At 72.4% G+C, this 17198-nt stretch carries 15 protein-coding genes and 1 tRNA gene; 7 read left to right on the forward strand and 9 right to left on the reverse strand.

The genetic code is table 11. The features are described 5' to 3' along the window. Window positions 1–27: 27 nt before the first annotated feature. Entirely contained in the window at window positions 28–1527 is a 1500-nt protein-coding gene (locus ABZ714_RS07175) for a tetratricopeptide repeat protein (protein ID WP_358824128.1), read from the reverse strand. 488 nt (window positions 1528–2015) lie between these two features. On the opposite strand from ABZ714_RS07175, the gene ABZ714_RS07180 reads away from it, so the two are divergent. Together ABZ714_RS07180 and ABZ714_RS07185 are read left to right on the forward strand one after the other, a co-directional pair. Further along, on the forward strand, window positions 2016–2318 hold the full coding sequence (locus ABZ714_RS07180) for a hypothetical protein (RefSeq protein ID WP_358824161.1): 303 nt from the start codon (window positions 2016–2018) through the stop codon (window positions 2316–2318). A 127-nt stretch (window positions 2319–2445) separates the two neighbouring features. Beyond that, window positions 2446–3324 carry a fused MFS/spermidine synthase gene (locus ABZ714_RS07185; protein WP_358824129.1) on the forward strand — a complete coding sequence of 293 codons (879 nt, stop codon included), beginning with the start codon at window positions 2446–2448 and terminating at the stop codon, window positions 3322–3324. A gap of 93 nt (window positions 3325–3417) precedes the next feature. Here the strand turns inward: ABZ714_RS07185 and ABZ714_RS07190 are convergent, their stop codons facing one another. After that, entirely contained in the window at window positions 3418–3993 is a 576-nt protein-coding gene (locus tag ABZ714_RS07190) for a hypothetical protein (protein WP_358824130.1), read from the reverse strand. Window positions 3994–4177: 184 nt separating this feature from the next. Here ABZ714_RS07190 and ABZ714_RS07195 point away from each other — a divergent pair, with 184 nt between their 5' ends. Together ABZ714_RS07195 and ABZ714_RS07200 are read left to right on the forward strand one after the other, a co-directional pair. After that, a complete protein-coding gene (locus tag ABZ714_RS07195) occupies window positions 4178–4900 on the forward strand; it encodes a response regulator transcription factor (RefSeq protein WP_358824131.1) in 723 nt (240 codons plus the stop codon). Beyond that, window positions 4897–6312, forward strand: coding sequence for a HAMP domain-containing sensor histidine kinase (locus ABZ714_RS07200; RefSeq protein ID WP_358824132.1), 1416 nt, complete (start codon window positions 4897–4899; stop codon window positions 6310–6312). The genes ABZ714_RS07195 and ABZ714_RS07200 overlap by 4 nt, the downstream gene beginning before the upstream one ends. Before the next feature lie 768 nt (window positions 6313–7080). On the opposite strand, the gene ABZ714_RS07205 is transcribed toward ABZ714_RS07200, so the two are convergent. The 4 genes from ABZ714_RS07205 to ABZ714_RS07220 all read right to left on the reverse strand — a co-directional run bounded on the left by ABZ714_RS07205 (window position 7081) and on the right by ABZ714_RS07220 (window position 9980). Further along, window positions 7081–7153, reverse strand: a tRNA-His gene (locus ABZ714_RS07205). A 128-nt stretch (window positions 7154–7281) separates the two neighbouring features. Then, on the reverse strand, window positions 7282–7884 hold the full coding sequence (gene orn / locus ABZ714_RS07210; RefSeq protein WP_358824133.1) for an oligoribonuclease: 603 nt from the start codon (window positions 7882–7884) through the stop codon (window positions 7282–7284). Between the two features lie 9 nt (window positions 7885–7893). Continuing rightward, window positions 7894–9075, reverse strand: a complete 1182-nt coding sequence (locus ABZ714_RS07215) for a helix-turn-helix domain-containing protein (RefSeq protein ID WP_358824134.1) — start codon at window positions 9073–9075, stop codon at window positions 7894–7896. Window positions 9076–9473: 398 nt separating this feature from the next. After that, window positions 9474–9980 carry a hypothetical protein gene (locus ABZ714_RS07220; protein WP_358824135.1) on the reverse strand — a complete coding sequence of 169 codons (507 nt, stop codon included), beginning with the start codon at window positions 9978–9980 and terminating at the stop codon, window positions 9474–9476. 511 nt (window positions 9981–10491) lie between these two features. Between ABZ714_RS07220 and ABZ714_RS07225 the strand changes: the two genes are divergently transcribed. After that, the gene (locus tag ABZ714_RS07225; RefSeq protein ID WP_358824136.1) at window positions 10492–11013 is read left to right on the forward strand and encodes a universal stress protein; all 522 of its coding nucleotides are present in this window, start codon (window positions 10492–10494) and stop codon (window positions 11011–11013) included. 300 nt (window positions 11014–11313) lie between these two features. Then, window positions 11314–11880, forward strand: a complete 567-nt coding sequence (locus ABZ714_RS07230) for a GPR1/FUN34/YaaH family transporter (protein WP_358824137.1) — start codon at window positions 11314–11316, stop codon at window positions 11878–11880. Between the two features lie 202 nt (window positions 11881–12082). Here ABZ714_RS07230 and glmS read toward each other — a convergent pair whose 3' ends face one another. The 3 genes from glmS to ABZ714_RS07245 all read right to left on the reverse strand — a co-directional run bounded on the left by glmS (window position 12083) and on the right by ABZ714_RS07245 (window position 15227). After that, complete coding sequence (gene glmS, locus ABZ714_RS07235) at window positions 12083–13900, reverse strand: glutamine--fructose-6-phosphate transaminase (isomerizing) (protein WP_358824138.1); 1818 nt, start codon at window positions 13898–13900, stop codon at window positions 12083–12085. Window positions 13901–13937: 37 nt separating this feature from the next. Continuing rightward, window positions 13938–14180 (reverse strand): hypothetical protein, encoded by a 243-nt coding sequence (locus tag ABZ714_RS07240; RefSeq protein ID WP_358824162.1) that lies wholly within the window; start codon window positions 14178–14180, stop codon window positions 13938–13940. Window positions 14181–14348: 168 nt separating this feature from the next. After that, on the reverse strand, window positions 14349–15227 hold the full coding sequence (locus tag ABZ714_RS07245; protein ID WP_358824139.1) for a DUF4429 domain-containing protein: 879 nt from the start codon (window positions 15225–15227) through the stop codon (window positions 14349–14351). A 171-nt stretch (window positions 15228–15398) separates the two neighbouring features. Here ABZ714_RS07245 and ABZ714_RS07250 point away from each other — a divergent pair, with 171 nt between their 5' ends. After that, on the forward strand, window positions 15399–17075 hold the full coding sequence (locus ABZ714_RS07250) for a beta-N-acetylhexosaminidase (RefSeq protein WP_358824140.1): 1677 nt from the start codon (window positions 15399–15401) through the stop codon (window positions 17073–17075). Window positions 17076–17198: the final 123 nt, after the last annotated feature.

Consider the following 17198-nt stretch of genomic DNA (forward strand, 5'->3'; position numbering starts at 1 on the left):
GCCCGCCCCGTACCTCCGCCGGATCCTTCAGACCCGGAGAGCCTGCGCGTCCCGGTACTCCAGGAAGGCGCCGACGCTCTCCGCCGCCCGGTGCGGCGACAGCAGTGCCGCCGTGATGTCGATCATGGACTGGATCCGGGACGAGCGGACCCCCTCCAGCAGGGCCAGCGCGTCCCGGCCCGCCGCCGCGGCCTCCTCGTACTCGCCGGAGCGCGCCAGGGACGTGGCCAGTTCGGCCCGGTACAGGGCCAGATTGCGGGCGAAGCGGTGGTCCTCCACCGCCGCCGCCCGCCGGGCGTGGTGGATGGCCCGGGTCCAGTCCCCGAGCCGGGCCCAGCACTGGGCCTGGAGGAACTCCAGCTCGGGCTCCCCGAAGAACGACATCCACTCGGGGTCCTCGTCCGTCGCGCCCCCCGCGAAGTGGGTGTGCGCCCGCCCCAAAGACTGCTCGCAGTCCGCGCGGTCGCCGAGCCCGGCCCAGCCGCCCGCCTCGCGCAGGGCGAGCAGGGAGCGGAGCCGGGGCGAGCCCAGATCCTCGGCGGCCCGCCCGCCCGCCTGGGCGGACCGGACTGCCTCCCGGTGGCGTCCGGCGTCCCGGGCGAGGAAGGACGCGTTGGAGAAGGCGTGCGCCTCCAGGCCCGCGTCACCGGACATCCGGGCGGTCGCCAGCGCCTCCGCGTAGTGGGAGCGGGCGTCGTCCAGCCGCCCCGAGTCATGGGCCAGCCAGCCGACGGAGATGGCCAGTTCGCCCGCGCCCGCGTGCAGCCGGTCGGCGGTCGCGCGGTGCGCGGTCACCCCCGAGTCCAGCAGGGCGTACGCGGCCCGCAGCGGCTGGGCCGCCCGCTGGTAGAGGCCGTCGGCGCCGTGCCGGTCGTCCAGTACCCGGATCTGCCGGACCGCGTCCTCGACCGCCTCGACCTCGGTCTCGCCGACCCGGCGCTTCGCCGCTACGGGGCCCTGCTCCGGCAGGGCGCCGAGGACGGCCCCGAGTACGGGGCCGAAGGTCGCGGACGCCACCGTGGCGGAGCCGCCCGTCATGAATGCGCGACGCAACACGTCGCTCTCCTCGTCGTTCTCGCGTTGTTCGATCGTGGTACCGCCGATTCCGCCGTCCCCGCCCCCCTTCCCGCCCGCCTCAGGCCCCGACACCGTCCCTGCCACCGGCACCAACACCGGCACCCGTTCCCGTTCCCGTTCCCGGACGACGGCAGATCCGGTGCCCGGGGACGACCGGCCCGTCCTGCCGCGCCGTACCTGCTCCCGGGCCGTGAACCCCAGGTCCGTCAGCCCGAGCCCCGGGAACATATGCAGGAACACCCGCTCGTAGGCGTAGTTCGGGCAGCGGATCTCGCCCGCCTCCACCCGCCCGATGTACCGGGCGTCGCAGGACACCTGCTCGCCGATCTCCCGGGCGGCCTTGCGGACGGCCGCCGCGAACTCGCCGGGGGAGCGGTGGCCGCGCAGCCGCCGGAAGGCGTCGTTGGGGACCGGTACGGTCTGCCGCGATGTCCGCGCCGACGACGCCATGGCCGACCCTCTCTCGGTACACCGTTGTTCCCGGCGAAGCCGAACGTACCGGCTGAGCGGGGCGGTTCACCGGGACTTTGGCTACAAAAGGGATAACTCCCCCCGGATCTGCCATGAACTGCCATCCTTTGCGGCGGAGTGTTGCCGTAGCCCTTGACGCTTTCCGGCGTTGAACCCCTTGGAGGCGCAATCCGTGTCTCGTGGTGTACGAGGAGGGGATCCTCTTGTTGGAAGCCGGCATGGAGCCCAGCGTCGGCGGTGTCCGCGGCGGTCGTGACGGACGGAGCGGACGTGATGGTCACGGCGGTCGGGACGGCTACGACGAACACGACGGCCGGGACCGTCGGAACGGCCCCGGCGGCCCCGGGCAGAGCGGCCGGGGCGGCGCCCCGGACCGAGCCCTGGACCACCCGGCGGACCCCGCCGCCGACCGCGCCCCGAGCGGTCGCGGCGCGCCCCTTGGCGGCCCCGCTCCCGAGCCGTGCGATCTGGTGACCGTTCCCACCCGGCAGGGTCTGGAGGCCGTGGACATCCTGCGGCGTACGGCCGCGCCCGCGGTCGGCCCGGTCCTGCACGACAACGCCTGCGACACCCTCGGATTCCTCGTCCCGCCCGGCACCGCCGACGGCTGGGACGTGCCGGGCAGCGCGTGTACCGAGACCCCGAGGCCGGACGGCGGCGGCTGGCTGCTGCCGCCCGAGGGGGCCGAGAAGGTCACCGACCCCGAGGTGCTGCGGGAGGCGCTGGGGGAGGCCGCCCGGCTGATCGAGGTCGTGGACCGCTGTAGCTGACGGCGCCCCCGCCGTCGTACCACCACCGTGCCCGGCGTCCGGGCACACCGCGTACCGTACGGCTCGCGATCCGGGCCCAAGCCTCTGAGGAAACGCTTCTTCGGAGTCCGGGGCCGATAATGGCCGGATGGCGAGAAACAGACGGAGAGGCGCTACGGAGGCCGGGCCCGGGGAGCCGGGGCCGGCCACCGCGCCCGTCGACGGCGGTACGGCCGAACTGGTGCCCGATCCCGAGCGCCCCCGCGCCTGGGAACTACTGGTCGACGGCGCCCCGCAGTCCCATGTGGACCTCGACGACCCCGAGCGGCTCTCCTTCGCCTACCAGCGGCGACTCGGCCATGTCGCCGATCTCGCCGCCCCGGCCGGGCGGCCCGTACACGCCCTGCACCTCGGCGGCGGCGCGTTCACCCTGGCGCGGTACGTCGCGGCCACCCGCCCCCGCTCGACCCAGCAGGTGGCCGAGGTCGACGGACGGCTGGTGGAGTTCGTCCGCGGCCGTCTGCCGCTGGACCCCAGGGCCCGGATCCGGGTCAGGACCGCCGACGCCCGCGCCGCCCTGGCCAGGATCCCCGACGGCCGGGTCGATCTGGTGATCGCCGACGTCTTCGCCGGGGCGCGCACCCCGGCCCATCTGACCACCGTCGAATTCCTGACGGAGGTCCGCCGGGTCCTGGCGCCGGACGGCTGGTACGCGGCCAACATCACCGACGGCGCCCCGCTGGCCCATCTGCGCGGCCAGATCGCCACGGCGGCCGAGGTCTTCCCCGAACTGGCCCTCGCCGCCGATCCGGCCGTACTGCGCGGGCGGCTCTTCGGAAACGCGATCCTGGTCGGCGCCGCCGTCCCGCTGCCGGTCGCCGAACTGACCCGCAGGGTGGCGGGCGATCCCCATCCGGGCCGGGTCGAACACGGCCGTACCCTCGCCGACTTCACCGGCGGCGCGCTCCCCGTCACCGACGCCGAGGCCCGCCCGTCCCCGCCGCCGCCCCCGGGCACCTTCACCTGACGCGAGCCGTACGCGAGCCGTATGCGAGCCCGACACGATCCGGACGCGATCCGGGCGTGCCCGTTCCCCGGACACCGTTCGCCCGGACGGGGCCTACGGCGCCGGGCGCTCGTCCTGGTCGATCCTCGGCGGGTGCCCGTTCCAGATGGCGAAGACCGAGATCTCCCGCTCGTCACTGGTGAACGTCACCCGGATATAGGTGGACTCGGGCCAGATCTGCATCCGCCAGCCCTCGTTGGGCGTCGCCGTCACCAACTCCGCCGACGCCGGGCCCATGTCGAACACCACCCGGCCGCCGTCGACCGTCACGCCCTTCAGATTCCCCGTCGGATCGGAGTCCACCGGCTCCTCGGTGGCCCCGGGCTCAGGGGCGCCCTGGGTCGGCCGGTCCGTCGCCGGTCCGGGCGTCGTGTCCTCCCCGCCGTCGGAGACCGATTCACGGCCGGGGGTACGGGTGCCCGGCGAGTCCACCGTCTTCGTCGGCGGATCGGCGGTACGCGAAGGCGGCCGATGGGTCTCGGAGACCCTCGGCTTCGCCTGGGTGGTCGGGTCCTCGCCGGCGTTGATCGGTACGGCGACCGGCCGGTCGTACGCGGTTCCCGACATCACGGTGTGGACGCCCCACCACGACAACGTCACCGCCGCCCCGGTGGACAGCGTCCACGCCATGGCATGTACAAGTCCTCTACGCATCGGGGCCATACTGCACCACCTACCCCGCTCGTGTCCCCAAAGGGATGACCCGGCTCCGGATCACCGGATCCCGCCAACTCCTCGCCCGCCCGCGGCGGAGTGGCGCGAGAGGCACTACGTGCCGGGACCGGGGTACTCCGGATGGCGTACGGTGCCGCCCATGGCAAGTGTGCTCGTGGTCGAGGACGACCAGTTCGTACGCTCCGCCCTGATCCGGCACCTGACCGAGGCGTCCCACACGGTCCGGAGTGTCGGTACGGCCCTGGAGGCGCTGCGTGAGGTTGCTCATTTCCGGTTCGACGTGGTCATTCTCGACCTCGGCCTGCCCGACCTCGACGGGTCGGAGGCGCTGAAGATGCTCCGCGGAATCACCGACGTACCCGTGATCATCGCCACCGCCAGGGACGACGAGAGCGAGATCGTCCGGCTTCTCAACGACGGCGCCGACGACTATCTCACCAAGCCCTTCTCCGTGGAGCATCTGTCCGCGAGGATGGCTGCGGTGCTGCGGCGATCCCGCGCCACCGTCGGAGAAGCCCCGCCTTCACGGGTGATCCAGGTCGGCGGACTCTCCATCGACCCCTTGCGCCGCCAGGCCGAACTCGACGGCTCCCCCCTCGATCTGACCCGCCGAGAGTTCGATCTGCTGACCTTTCTCGCCGGCCGCCCCGGTGTCGTCGTCCCGCGCAAGGAACTGCTCGCCGAGGTCTGGCAGCAGAGCTACGGCGACGACCAGACCATCGACGTCCATCTGAGCTGGCTGCGACGGAAACTCGGAGAGACCGCCGCCCGGCCGCGCTATCTGCACACGCTCCGCGGAGTCGGAGTCAAGCTCGAACCCCCCACTGGACAAACGGAACACCAACGAGGTCATCAGAGATGAGATGGGCGCTGGTCAAGGTCGCACTGGCCGTCACCACGATGGTCGTCGTCGCCTTCGCCGTACCACTGGGGCTCGTGATCAAAGAGATGGCGCGGGACAGGGCGCTCTCCAACGCCGAGCGCCAGGCCGCCGCCATCGCCCCGACCCTGTCCATCACCACCGAGCGGGCCCCGCTGGAGATCGCCCTGCTGGCCACCACCGCGGGCACCTCCGGCGAGCTCTCCATCCACGTCCCGGCCGACGGGGCCGAGGCCGCCGTGGACATCGGCACCCCGCGCGCCGGACGGGCCGACTACGCCTACGTCCAACAGCTGCTCCGGGTCTCCACCACCAAGGTGAACGGCGGTACGGCCCTCCTCCAGCCGACCGTACTGCGCAACGGCAAGGTCGCCGTCGTCGAGGTCTTCGTCCCCAACCCCGACATGAGCCGGGACATCGTCACCGCCTGGCTGATGCTCGCCGGGGTCGGGGTCGCCCTGATCGTCGGCTCCGTCGCCGTCGCCGACCGGCTCGGCGTCCGGATGGTCCGCTCCGCCAAACGGCTCGCGGGCGGCGCCCGGGAACTGGGGGAGGGCAAACTCGGCGCCCGGGTCCCCGAGGAGGGCCCCACCGAACTGCGCTCCGCCGCGATCGCCTTCAACGCCATGGCCGACCAGGTGGTCCAGCTGCTCGCCAACGAACGCGAACTCGCCGCCGACCTCTCGCACCGGCTGCGCACTCCGCTGACGGTACTGCGGCTGAACGCGGCGTCCCTCGGCGACGGACCCGCCGCCGAACAGACCCGGGCCGCCGTGGAGCAGCTGGAGCGCGAGGTCGACATCATCATCAGAACCGCCCGTGAGGCGAAGCCGCAGACCACCCCGATCGGGGCCGGGGCCGGCTGCGACGCATCCGAGGTGGTCAGGGAGCGGATGGACTTCTGGTCGGCGCTCGCCGAGGACGAGGGCCGCAAGGTCCGGGTCGCGGGTGTCGACCGGCCCGTACGCATCCCGGTCGCCCGCCCCGAGCTGGCCGCCGCCCTCGACGCCCTGCTGGGCAATGTCTTCCGGCACACCCCCGAGGGCACCGCCTTCTCCGTCGACGTCCACAACGGGGAAGACGCGGTGATCGTCCTGGTCTCCGACGCGGGCCCCGGGATCGCCGACCCGGCCGCCGCGCTGGTCCGCGGGAACAACGGCGCCCGGGACGGCTCCACCGGCCTCGGCCTGGACATCGTGCGCCGGGTCGCCGAATCCACCGGCGGCGACGTCCGGATCGGCAGCTCCGTGCTCGGAGGTACGGAGGTACGGATCTGGATCGGGCTCGACACCCGGGCCGCCGACCCGGAGGAGCGCCGCAGGGGGCACCGGGTGCCGGACCGCCGGGCGCGTACCCTGATACCGGCGGGCCGCAGGGCGCGCGGCGGCTTCTGACCGGCGCGCGCGGGGCGCCGCGCTCCGGAGTCGCCCGTACGTGTGGACGGGACCGTACGCGGCCCCGCACGACTGTGCCGGGCTCCGGGACGCCGGGCGGCGGAGGCCGCGGGGTGATCCCCGGGTGATGCCCCGGAGACACCGCCCGGGCGCCGGTTTCCGGGCCCTGGGAAGACCTCGTGAGGCCGCCGGGTTAACGGGTTCCGATGCGGTCCTTAACGCCGCCCTAAGAACACGGGTCCCCACCCGGAATGTCCGCTCCTCTTCTTCATGGGCCGGTAACGTGCTGTGCACCGCCTCGGCGGCCCTCGACAACCATCGCACCACACCCCCCACCGCGCGTCCCGGTCGGATCCCACCCCCCCCACACTCCGACCGGGGCGCGCGTCTTCTTGTGCGGGGGGCCTCGCCGCGGCGGCTCGCCCCGGAGTCCCGGCCGCGCGCCGTCGGTGGTTGCTCGCGCGGTTCCCCGCGCCCCTGACGCCCTCCGCTGCCCAGCCCACGAGAGGGCACCTCCGGCAGGGCGAGGCCGGGAGGGGCTTCAGGCGGCGATGGGGATCCCCCGTCGCCGAAGGCATACGGGCGCGGGGAACTGCGCGGGCAACCGGGGACGGCCCGCGGCCCGGCCCGAACCGTTCCCGGCAGATGGGACCGCACCCTGGAAGGCAACCGCGCGGCCCGGCGCGAACCGTTCGCCGGCCGACGGGGCCGACCCCCGGAAAACGCCGAGGGCCCCGATCCGGAGATCGGGGCCCTCGGGCCCTGCAGGGTGAGTGACGGGACTTGAACCCGCGACATCCTGGACCACAACCAGGTGCTCTGCCAGCTGAGCTACACCCACCATGACCGGTCGTTTTTCCGACCGGCCGAGAAAAAGTGTACAGGGTTCCGGAGGGTGCTCGCGCCAGGGTTTTCCCATCCCCGGTACGACTCCGGTCGAACCCCGTCCGAACAGGGCTCTCGGGCCTCTCAGCCCGCCTTCACCACATGCTTCGCGGCGATCGTCTTCGCGGTGTCGGAGTCCGGGCCGGGCTGCGGTACGAAGACCGCCTCGCGGTAGTACCGCAGCTCGGCGATGGACTCACGGATGTCCGCCAGCGCCCGATGGTTGCCGTTCTTCTCCGGGCTGTTGAAGTACGCCCTCGGGTACCAGCGGCGGGCCAGCTCCTTCACCGAGGAGACGTCCACGATCCGGTAGTGGAGGTACTGCTCCAGCGCCGACATGTCCCGGGCGAGGAAGCCCCGGTCGGTGCCGACGGAGTTCCCGCACAGCGGGGCCTTCCCCGGCTCCTTCACATGCTCGCGGACGTACGCCAGGACCTGCGCCTCCGCGTCGGCCAGCGTCGTACCGCCCGCCAGCTCGTCGAGGAGGCCCGAGGCGGTGTGCATCTGCCGCACCACCTCGGGCATCGATTCCAGCGCCGCGTCCGGCGGGCGGATCACGATGTCCACCCCGTCGCCGAGCACGTTCAGTTCCGAGTCGGTGACCAGGGCGGCCACCTCAATGAGTGCGTCGTCGGACAGCGAGAGCCCGGTCATCTCGCAGTCGATCCACACCATGCGATCGTTCATGCGTCCACTTTATGGCGCACTCCGCTGGCCGGGCAGACTCGGGCGCCCCGGACCCGCCGCGTACACCCCCTGCGGAGGCTTCCCCAGCTCCGGCGGCAGCCCGGGCGGACCGCCCGGGCCACGCCTGACCTGGGTCGGGACCACCGACTCCACCACCGACGGCGGTGCGGGCTCGCCCTGCGGACGCCGGACCCGGTACGCGGCCCGGTAGGCGGCCGGGGAGGACCCCAGCTGGCGCCGGAAGTGGCCGCGCAGCGCCACCGGTGACCGGAAGCCGCAGCGGCCCGCGACCTCGTCCACCGAGTAGTCGGAGGTCTCCAGCAGCCGCTGGGCCTGGAGGACCCGCTGGGTGATCAGCCACTGGAGCGGCGCGCTGCCGGTCAGGGATCGGAATCGCCGGTCGAACGTGCGTCGGCTCATGTACGCCCGGGCCGCCAGGGTCTCCACGTCGAACTGTTCGTGAAGATGCTCCAGCGCCCACGAGACGACCTCGGCCAACGGGTCCGACCCGATTTCCTCTGGTAAAGACCTGTCCAGATAGCGCTCCTGCCCACCGCTGCGCCGGGGCGGAACGACCAGCCTGCGGGCGAGTGCCCCGGCCGCTTCCGTACCGTGGTCGGTGCGCACGATGTGCAAACACAGATCGATTCCGGCGGCCGTTCCGGCCGAAGTGAGCACATCGCCGTCGTCGACGAAGAGCTCCCGCGGATCGACATGGACGGACGGGTACCGCTTCGCCAGCGTCGGCGCGTACATCCAGTGCGTCGTCGCCGGACGGCCGTCCAGCAGACCGGCCGCGGCGAGCACGAACGCCCCCGTGCACAGTCCGACGATCCGGGCGCCCTCCTCGTGGGCGCGGCGCAGCGCGTCGAGCGCCTCGGGCGGTGGCGGTGATGTGATGGAGCGCCATGCGGGCACCACCACGGTCCCCGCCCGGCTGATCGCTTCCAGCCCGTACGGCGCGGTGAGTTCGAGGCCGCCGGTGGTCCGCAGCGGTCCTTCCTCGCCTGCGCAGACGAGCAGTCGGTAGCGGGGTACTCCGGCGTCCTGGCGGTCGATACCGAACACCGAGAGCGGTATGGAACTCTCGAAGATGGGGCCGCCGCTGAACAGCAGTACCGCGACGACTTCCCGGCGCCGGCGCCCGGAGAGCTTTCGTGCTGCCTCCGGTGCGGCGGAGTCCTGACTCATGACGCTAAGCCCCCCTCGGTGTTCGCGTCTCCCCGTTCTTTCCGGGCCGTTCGCTTCTGCACTGTTCCCCTCGGTTTTGCGCGAGTACCCGAGCCTTCGATACTCATGATCGAATCTACTGCGTCCCGTGATGCCGACGAGACAGGTTCGGCATGCCCCGCTATGTCTGTCGGGCAACTTGGCGCGAAGCATTCGATCACGAAGCGTTCCATCTGCAAGCCGCGCAGGGAAGTGGGCCCGTCGTGCATGGCCCGTCCCCGTAGGGTGCGCATCTTGCCGAAGACCCTTTCCTGCCTGCTGACAAGGGGGTTGCCAGGCCATTTCCCCAAGGGATGTACGCCTGCGCGAACTTGGCTGAAATCATACGGGTACGGCGACGGGAACGGGCCGGATCCCGCTCACTCTCCCGAGGGACGGCCGAAGGCGCCCCCGGTCTCCCGGCGAGCCCCCGTACCCACCTCGTGCGCCGGGTGCGCGCGGTGCTCCCCGGCCGCCCCGGGGCGGGGCCGTGAGGCATTGCGCTCGGAACGGCGCAGCAGTACCCGGCAGGCGGCGGTGACCGCGGCCAGGCCGAGGGCGGCAGCGGCGGCCCCGCCGACGGAGGCGCCGTAGCCGACGAGGACCACGGGTACGAGCAGACAGCTGAAGGCGGCCCACCGGACGACGTCGTCCGCCGCCTCGGCGGAGCCCGGGACGCCCGTGGCGTAAGGGGTGTCGGATGCGCCGGAGGTATGGGGGTCGTCTGGTGCGCCTGGTGCGGCGGGGGAGTCCGTACGGCCGGGACCGCGGCCGGGGCCGGTGGCGGGCGGCGGGTGCGCCGGCGGATCCGCGAAGCACGGAGGGGGCGGGGATTCCGGCGGGGCCGGGGAGGCGGTCCGCCCGGCGGCGGACGGGTGCGTCGGCACGAAAGGCTTCCTCCGGACGGCGGGAGCGGCGGGGGTGTCCGAGGAGCCAACGAGGACCGCAGCCTTCCGGTCACTGCGGCACTCGGTGCCTCGACCCGCACGGGCCGCGGCCGAACGGGAGCGGACCGTACGCCGTGCGCTCCGGTCCGTGACCTGGGATACGACGGATTCCGGAGCGCGCGGCCGGATCGAAAGCGCCCCGCCGTCCGTGCGCCGTCCCGGTCCCGGCGGTCCGGCCCGTGCCCCGTCGCAGGTGGTCCGGGCCCGGGTGGGCGTACGGCGGCTTCCGGTCGGCTGTAGACGCCACACGGCATTGCCAACGGGGACGGCCTCAGGCATGCTCCGGGGGACGCCCGGTTGGGGCGGCGGCCTCTGGGCAGGAGAGGAGTGTCGCCGTACCCTTACGGGTATGGGCCAGGGAAGATGATTCCCGGACACAGCACCGCACAGTCTGTCCTGTTGTTCTCCCCTCCCCCCGTTCCCGCAGAGGACGTTCTTCGCCGAGACACCGATGGCCGGTCACGAGATCCCCGAACCCGCTGACCGCAAGCAGGTAGCCGACCCCTTGTCGGATCTGCGAGCGGCGGAAGAAACGCGCCCTTCGTGCGATCCGGCGTTCCGGCACGGCGTCGTCGTCGGCTTCGACGGATCGACCTCCAGTGAGCGGGCGCTCGCCTATGCGATCGGGATGGCCGTACGCTCCGGTTCCGGGCTGATCATCGTGCATGTCGCCAACCGGCTGCCGACGACCGTCTGGGCCGGCTGCGAGCCGCCCGTCTTCGTCGACGTACCCGATCACCGGACCGAGGTCCTCGGTCTGGAGCTGGCCTGCGCCGACTATCTGGCCGAGGTCCCCTGGATCCTGGTGGAACGCGGCGGCGACATCTGCCACGAGCTGGAGGAGGTCGGCCGGGAGTACTCGGCCGACGCCATCGTGGTCGGCTCCACCCACGGCATCGTCGGGCGGATCTTCGGCTCGGTCGCGGGGCGGCTGGCCCGGCGCGCCCAGCGCCCCGTCGTCGTCATCCCCTGACTCCCCGGCCCGAGCCCCGGCCCCTGACTCCCCGGCCCGAGCCCCGAACCCGGTCCGTCCGGGCCTCCGGCGTCCAACTCCTGCTCCGCCGCCGGGAATTCCCGGAAATCTACCGCCCGGCAGAGGTGCTTTGTGCGCTCGTGAAGGGTACATAACGGGGTACATCGCGGCCCGAACGACCGTACGAACCACATCAGTACGGATCGCGCCGGTACGGGCCGCACGCCAGTACGGAGCTACGGAGCACCACGATCGCGCGGCCATGCGCCGACAACCGAACAGACAGGAAGGGAGCCCGCCGTGAGCAAGGACGTCTCCGCGGGAAGCGCCGGTTCCACGACACTCGGCCAACTCGCCCTCGGACTGACCCTGCTGGCCTTCGGCATCGGAGCGACCGGCGTCGTCGACAATGTGGCGGCGGCCGACGCCTCCGCGGTCGCCACCTGGGTCGGCGGTGTCGCACTGTTCATCGCAGGACTGCTCGCGTTCCGCGACCGGGACACGGGTACGGGGACGGCCTTCGCCGGACTCGGCGCCTTCTGGTTCACCTGGGGCACCGCGGTCGGCGAGGTCAGGTCGGCGGAGGCGGCGGGTCTGTTCGCCCTGCTCTGGGCGCTGCTGGCGCTGAGCCTGACGGCCGGGGCGGCCCGGGGCTCACTGGTCCAGGGCGCGTACGGGCTGCTGGCGGTCGCCATGGCGCTGACCGGGATCGGCGCCCTCGCCGATTCCGGCGGGCTCGGTGAGGCGGGCGGCTGGGTCGCCGTGGCGGCGGGTCTGGCGTCCTGGTACGGGGCGACGGCCGTCCTGGCCGATCTGCCGACCTTCGAGGGACGCGCCGCGGGCCGGGGAGTGACGGCCACCGGCTGAGCGGGCGCGGGCCGGGCCGGTGCGCCGGTTCCGGCCGGTTCCCCCGCGCGGCCCGGCGGCGACGCGCGGGGGAACGGTACGCCGGTACGCGACCCGGTGCCCCCGGGCCGGGGCGGTGCCGTGCGGGTGTGCCACCGGGGTACGCCGAGGGCGGCGGTACGGGTCCGGGACCCGTACCGCCGCCCTCGGCGCGTACGGCCGGTTACTCGACGGTCACGGACTTCGCCAGGTTCCGCGGCTTGTCGATGTCGCGGCCCATGGCGAGGGCCGTGTGGTAGGCGAAGAGCTGGAGCGGGATGCCCATCAGGATCGGGTCCAGCTCGTTCTCGTTCTTCGGCACGACGATCGTGTGGTCGGCCTTCTCCTGCTCCCGGTGGGCCACGGCCAGGATCCGGCCGCTGCGGGCCTTGATCTCCTCCAGCGCCGCCCGGTTCTTCTCCAGCAGATCGTCGTCGGGGACGATCGCGACGGTCGGCAGGGCGGGCTCGATCAGCGCCAGCGGGCCGTGCTTCAGCTCGGACGCCGGGTACGCCTCGGCGTGGATGTAGGAGATCTCCTTCAGCTTCAGCGACGCCTCCAGCGCCACCGGGTAGCCGCGGACCCGGCCGATGAACATCATCGACTGGGCGCCCGCGTACTCCTCGGCCAGCTTCTTGATGTCGTCCTCGGCCGTGAGGATCTCCGCGATCTGCTCCGGCAGCCTGCGCAGGCCCTCGATGATCCGCTTGCCCTCGGTGACGGAGAGGTCGCGGATCCGGCCGAGGTGCAGCGCCAGCAGGGCGAAGGCGACGACGGTGTTGGTGAAGCACTTGGTGGAGACGACGCAGACCTCGGGCCCCGCGTGGACGTAGACCCCGCCGTCGGCCTCCCGGGCGATGGCCGAGCCGACCACGTTCACCACGCCGAGCACCCGGGCGCCCTTGCGCTTCAGCTCCTGGACGGCGGCGAGCACGTCATAGGTCTCGCCGGACTGGGAGACCGCGATGTAGAGGGTGTCGGGGTCGACCACCGGATTGCGGTAGCGGAACTCGGAGGCGGGCTCGGCGTCGGCGGGGATCCGGGCCAGCGACTCGATCAGCCCGGCGCCGATCATGCCCGCGTGGTACGAGGTGCCGCAGCCGAGGATCTTGACCCGGCGGATGGAGCGGGCCTCGCGGGCGTCGAGGTTGAGCCCGCCGAGGTGCACGGTGGAGAACCGGTCGTCGATCCGGCCGCGCAGCACCCGGTCGACCGCGTCGGCCTGCTCCGAGATCTCCTTGTGCATGTAGGTGTCGTGGCCGCCCATGTCGTACGACTCGGCCTCCCACTCCACGGTGGTCGGCGTGGCGGTGGTGGTGGAGCCCTCGGTGGTGTACGTACGGAAGTCGTCGGCCTTGAGGGTGGCCATCTCGCCGTCGTCGAGGGTGACGATCTGCCGGGTGTGGGCGACCAGGGCGGCGACGTCGGAGGCGACGAACATCTCCTTCTCGCCGATGCCGAGGACGACGGGGGAGCCGTTGCGGGCCACCACGATCCGGTCGTCGAAGTCGGCGTGCATCACGGCGATGCCGTAGGTGCCCTCGACCACCTTGAGCGCGTGCCGGACCTTCTCCTCCAGCGTCTCGGCCGCGGAGCGGGCGATCAGATGGGTGAGGACCTCGGTATCGGTCTCGGAGGCGAAGACCACGCCCTCGGCTTCGAGCCGGGCGCGCAGGTCGGAGGCGTTGTCGATGATGCCGTTGTGGACGACGGCGACCTTCTCGTCGGCCGAGAGGTGGGGGTGGGCGTTCTCGTCGCTGGGGGCGCCGTGGGTGGCCCAGCGGGTGTGGGCGATGCCGGTGGTCCCGGCGAACCGCTTGGGGACCCGGGCCTCCAGATCGCGGACCCGGCCCTTGGCCTTGACCAGCTTGAGCCCGGCCGCCTTCGGGCTGGTGATCACGATGCCGGCGGAGTCGTACCCCCGGTACTCCAGCCGCTGGAGGCCCTCCAGCAGCAGCGGTGCCACATCACGCTTACCGATGTATCCGACAATTCCGCACATGAAAGTTCTTGCCCCTCCGTAGGTGGGAGATCGGATGTCAGCCGTAGATCATGCGGCGCAGCTGGCGGAGCGACAGCTCCGGGGGCGCCACGGCGCGGTGCGGCAGCTCGGCCGCGATCCGCTCGAAGATCTCGGCGTTCGCCAGGCCGCCGGACTGCAGTTCGCGATGGCGGCGGCGGACGTAGACCTCTGTCTTCTCGTCGAAGTACGCCAGCACGTCGAGGACGACCCGGACCGCCTCGCCGCGCGGCAGCGCGGTGGTGCGGACGAGATGGTCTATGAGGTCGTCGTGCGCGTGCGCGGGGTGTGAGGGTGGCGACGCGGAGGATGAGGGACGACCTGGCCGGCGGTGTTCGAGCACCCGTCGATACTGCGCGGTAACGCTGCGGGATGCAAGAATCCTGCCCGATTCCGGGCAGGATCATTGGGCGCGGGTCGGGGTCGCGGGTCAGAGCCGCTTCAGTACGGCCTGCTTCGCGGTACTGAACTCGTCGTCCGTGAGGACCCCGGCCCGGTGCAGCTCACCCAGCTCGCGCAGGCGTCGCAGCAGCGCGTCGGGGTCGTCGGCCGGGGCGGCGGCGGGCGCGGTCCCGGCCGGGGCGGTCAGGGCGGCCGGTGCCTCCCCGGCGTACGGATGCGGCAGCCGCGCCACCACGGCCGCGCCGACCACGGCCATCAGCGGATCCTTGCGGAAGCCCCACAGCTCCACCGCGTGCGGGTCGTACTTGGCCGGGGCGGAGGACTGGATCCGGGCGACCGTGAACCGCAGATGCCCGTTCTCCAGACCGGACGGCGGCAGCCAGTCGACACCCTCGACATCGCCGACGGCGATCGTCCGGGGCCCGCCGGACGCCTTGGCGTCCTCGGTCTTCCAGTTCCAGGACAGCCGGATCTGCTCCCCGTCGAACTCGGCCGTGCCGTCGCCCGCCGTGGCGCTGACCGGCAGCGACGGACCCGGCAGCAGATAGCGGCCCACCGGATCGGCGCTGATCTGCTCGATCAGCAGGGCGTTGCGGACCGCGTCCACGAAGTACTCGGCGACCCCGGTCCGGTCGTTCTCGACGTTCAGCTGATAGGGGTCGGAGCCGTCCTTGAGCCGGCCGCCGGCGAGCTGGAGCAGCGGATCGGCGCCGTTGCGCAGCCGCAGTCTGAGCCGCCCGGACTTGCGGCCCGGCTCGTACGACGCCCCCGCGACGGCCTCCAGCGGGACTGCCAGCTCGCCCAGGGCCTGCCGGAGCAGCCCCACGCCCTTGTCGGAGCCGGGCACGATGCGCACGGTGTCCCCGTCGAAGGTCCAGGTCCCGTCCTTCTGGATGATTTCCGCCATGGGGCGATTCTTCCATTCGGCGGCCTCGGCCGACCGGGTGGATCCGATGATCGTTCCACCCGGCCAGGTCTAGACCTGGCCTCGGTCGTGAGTCACGATGGCGAGGGCTCCGGCACCGGTGGAACATCTGGTGAAGGACCTGCTGAGACGCCTGTTGAAGGGAATCCTCCCGTGAGACTGTCCCGACCGACGCACCGTCCGCACCCCGGACCGGCCCGGCCCGCGCGGCTGCCCGGGCTGCGGCTGATCGGTGCCCTGATTCTGCTCGCCGGGGCCGGGGTCGGCTGTTTCGCCGACGGCGGCGCGGGCGGCGGCTCCAGCGGAAAGTCCGCCCGCCGCGCGCCCACCGCCGTACCGGCCCTGGGCAATGTGGTGCCCGCGCCCTCCGAGGTCCGCCCGGCGGGGCTGCCGTACGAGATCACCGCCGGGACCGCGATCCGGTTCGACGACCGCCCCGGGGTCCGGGCCGTCGGCGACTATCTGGCCGGGATCCTCCGGCCCTCCACCGGCTTCGAGCTGCCGCTCGACCCGGGGCCCGGTGCCGACGGGATAAGGCTGCGGCTGGCCCCCGACGAGGCGGACCTGGGCGATGAGGGGTATCGGCTGGAGTCGTCCCCGGCGGCCGTGACCCTGGTGGCGAAGGAGCCCGCCGGGCTCTTCCGCGGGGTGCAGACCCTGCGCCAGCTGCTGCCGCACGCGATCGAGAAGAAGGCCGTCGGGTCCGGCCCGTGGCAGGTGCCGGGCGGCACGATCACCGACCGGCCCCGGTACGAGTACCGGGGCGTGATGCTCGACGTCGCCCGGCACTTCTTCACGGTCGACGAGGTGAAGCGCTATGTCGACCAGGCCGCCCTGTACAAGATCAATAAGCTGCATCTCCATCTCACCGATGACCAGGGCTGGCGGATCGCGATCGATTCCTGGCCGAAGCTGACCACGATCGGCGGGGCCACCGAGGTCGGCGGCGGCGAGGGCGGCTTCTACACCAAGGAGCAGTTCCGGGAGATCGTGGCATATGCCGCGAGCCGCCATATGGAGGTGATCCCGGAGATCGACATGCCGGGCCACACCGCCGCCGCCCTCGCCGCCTATCCGGAGCTGAACTGCGACGGGGTCGCCAAGCCCGTCTACACCGGGACGGACGTCGGCTTCAGCACGCTCTGCGTCGGCAAGCCGGTGACGTTCGACTTCGTGGACGACGTGATCCGGGAGATCGCCGCCCTCACCCCGGGCGAGTACCTCCATATCGGCGGGGACGAGGCCGACAGCACCGAGGAGAAGGACTACCGGGTCTTCATGGACCGGGTCCGGGAGACGGTGGCCAAGTACGGCAAGAAGCCGATCGCCTGGCACCAGATCGCGGGCGCCGAGGTCGACGAGAACGTGATCGCCCAGTACTGGGGTTACGGCGGTACGAAGAAGGAGGAGCGGGAGGAGGTCGCCGACGCGGTCCGCAGGGGCGCCCGGCTGATCCTCTCCCCGGCCGACCGGATCTACCTCGACATGCAGTACACGGCGACCCATCCGCTGGGCCTGCACTGGGCGGGGACGGTCGAGGTCGACAAGTCGTACGACTGGGACCCCGGCGGCTACTTCGCGGCCGAGGGGGTGCCGGAGGACGCGGTCGTCGGGATCGAGGCGGCGCTGTGGACGGAGACCCTGGACACCGGCGCCGAACTGGAGCAGATGGCCTTCCCCCGGCTGCTGGGCGCGGCCGAGAAGGGCTGGTCCCGGGGTGATATCGGCTGGGACGCCTATGAGCCGAGGCTGGTGGCGCAGGCGGGCCGGATGGCGGCGCTGGGGATCGCGTACCACCCCTCGCCGACGGTGGACTGGCCGAAGGAGTGACAGCGGCCCCCGGTCCGTACGCCCGGAAGGGGGGACGGACCGGGGGCCGTGCGGCGCCGCCCCGCCGACCCCATCGGGCGCGCGGCGGGGGGGGGAAGAGGGGAGTGTTCGGGGGGTAGAGGT

The sequence above is a fragment of the Streptomyces sp. NPDC006798 genome, assembly GCF_040635975.1.
Classification (GTDB): Bacteria; Actinomycetota; Actinomycetes; order Streptomycetales; family Streptomycetaceae; genus Streptomyces.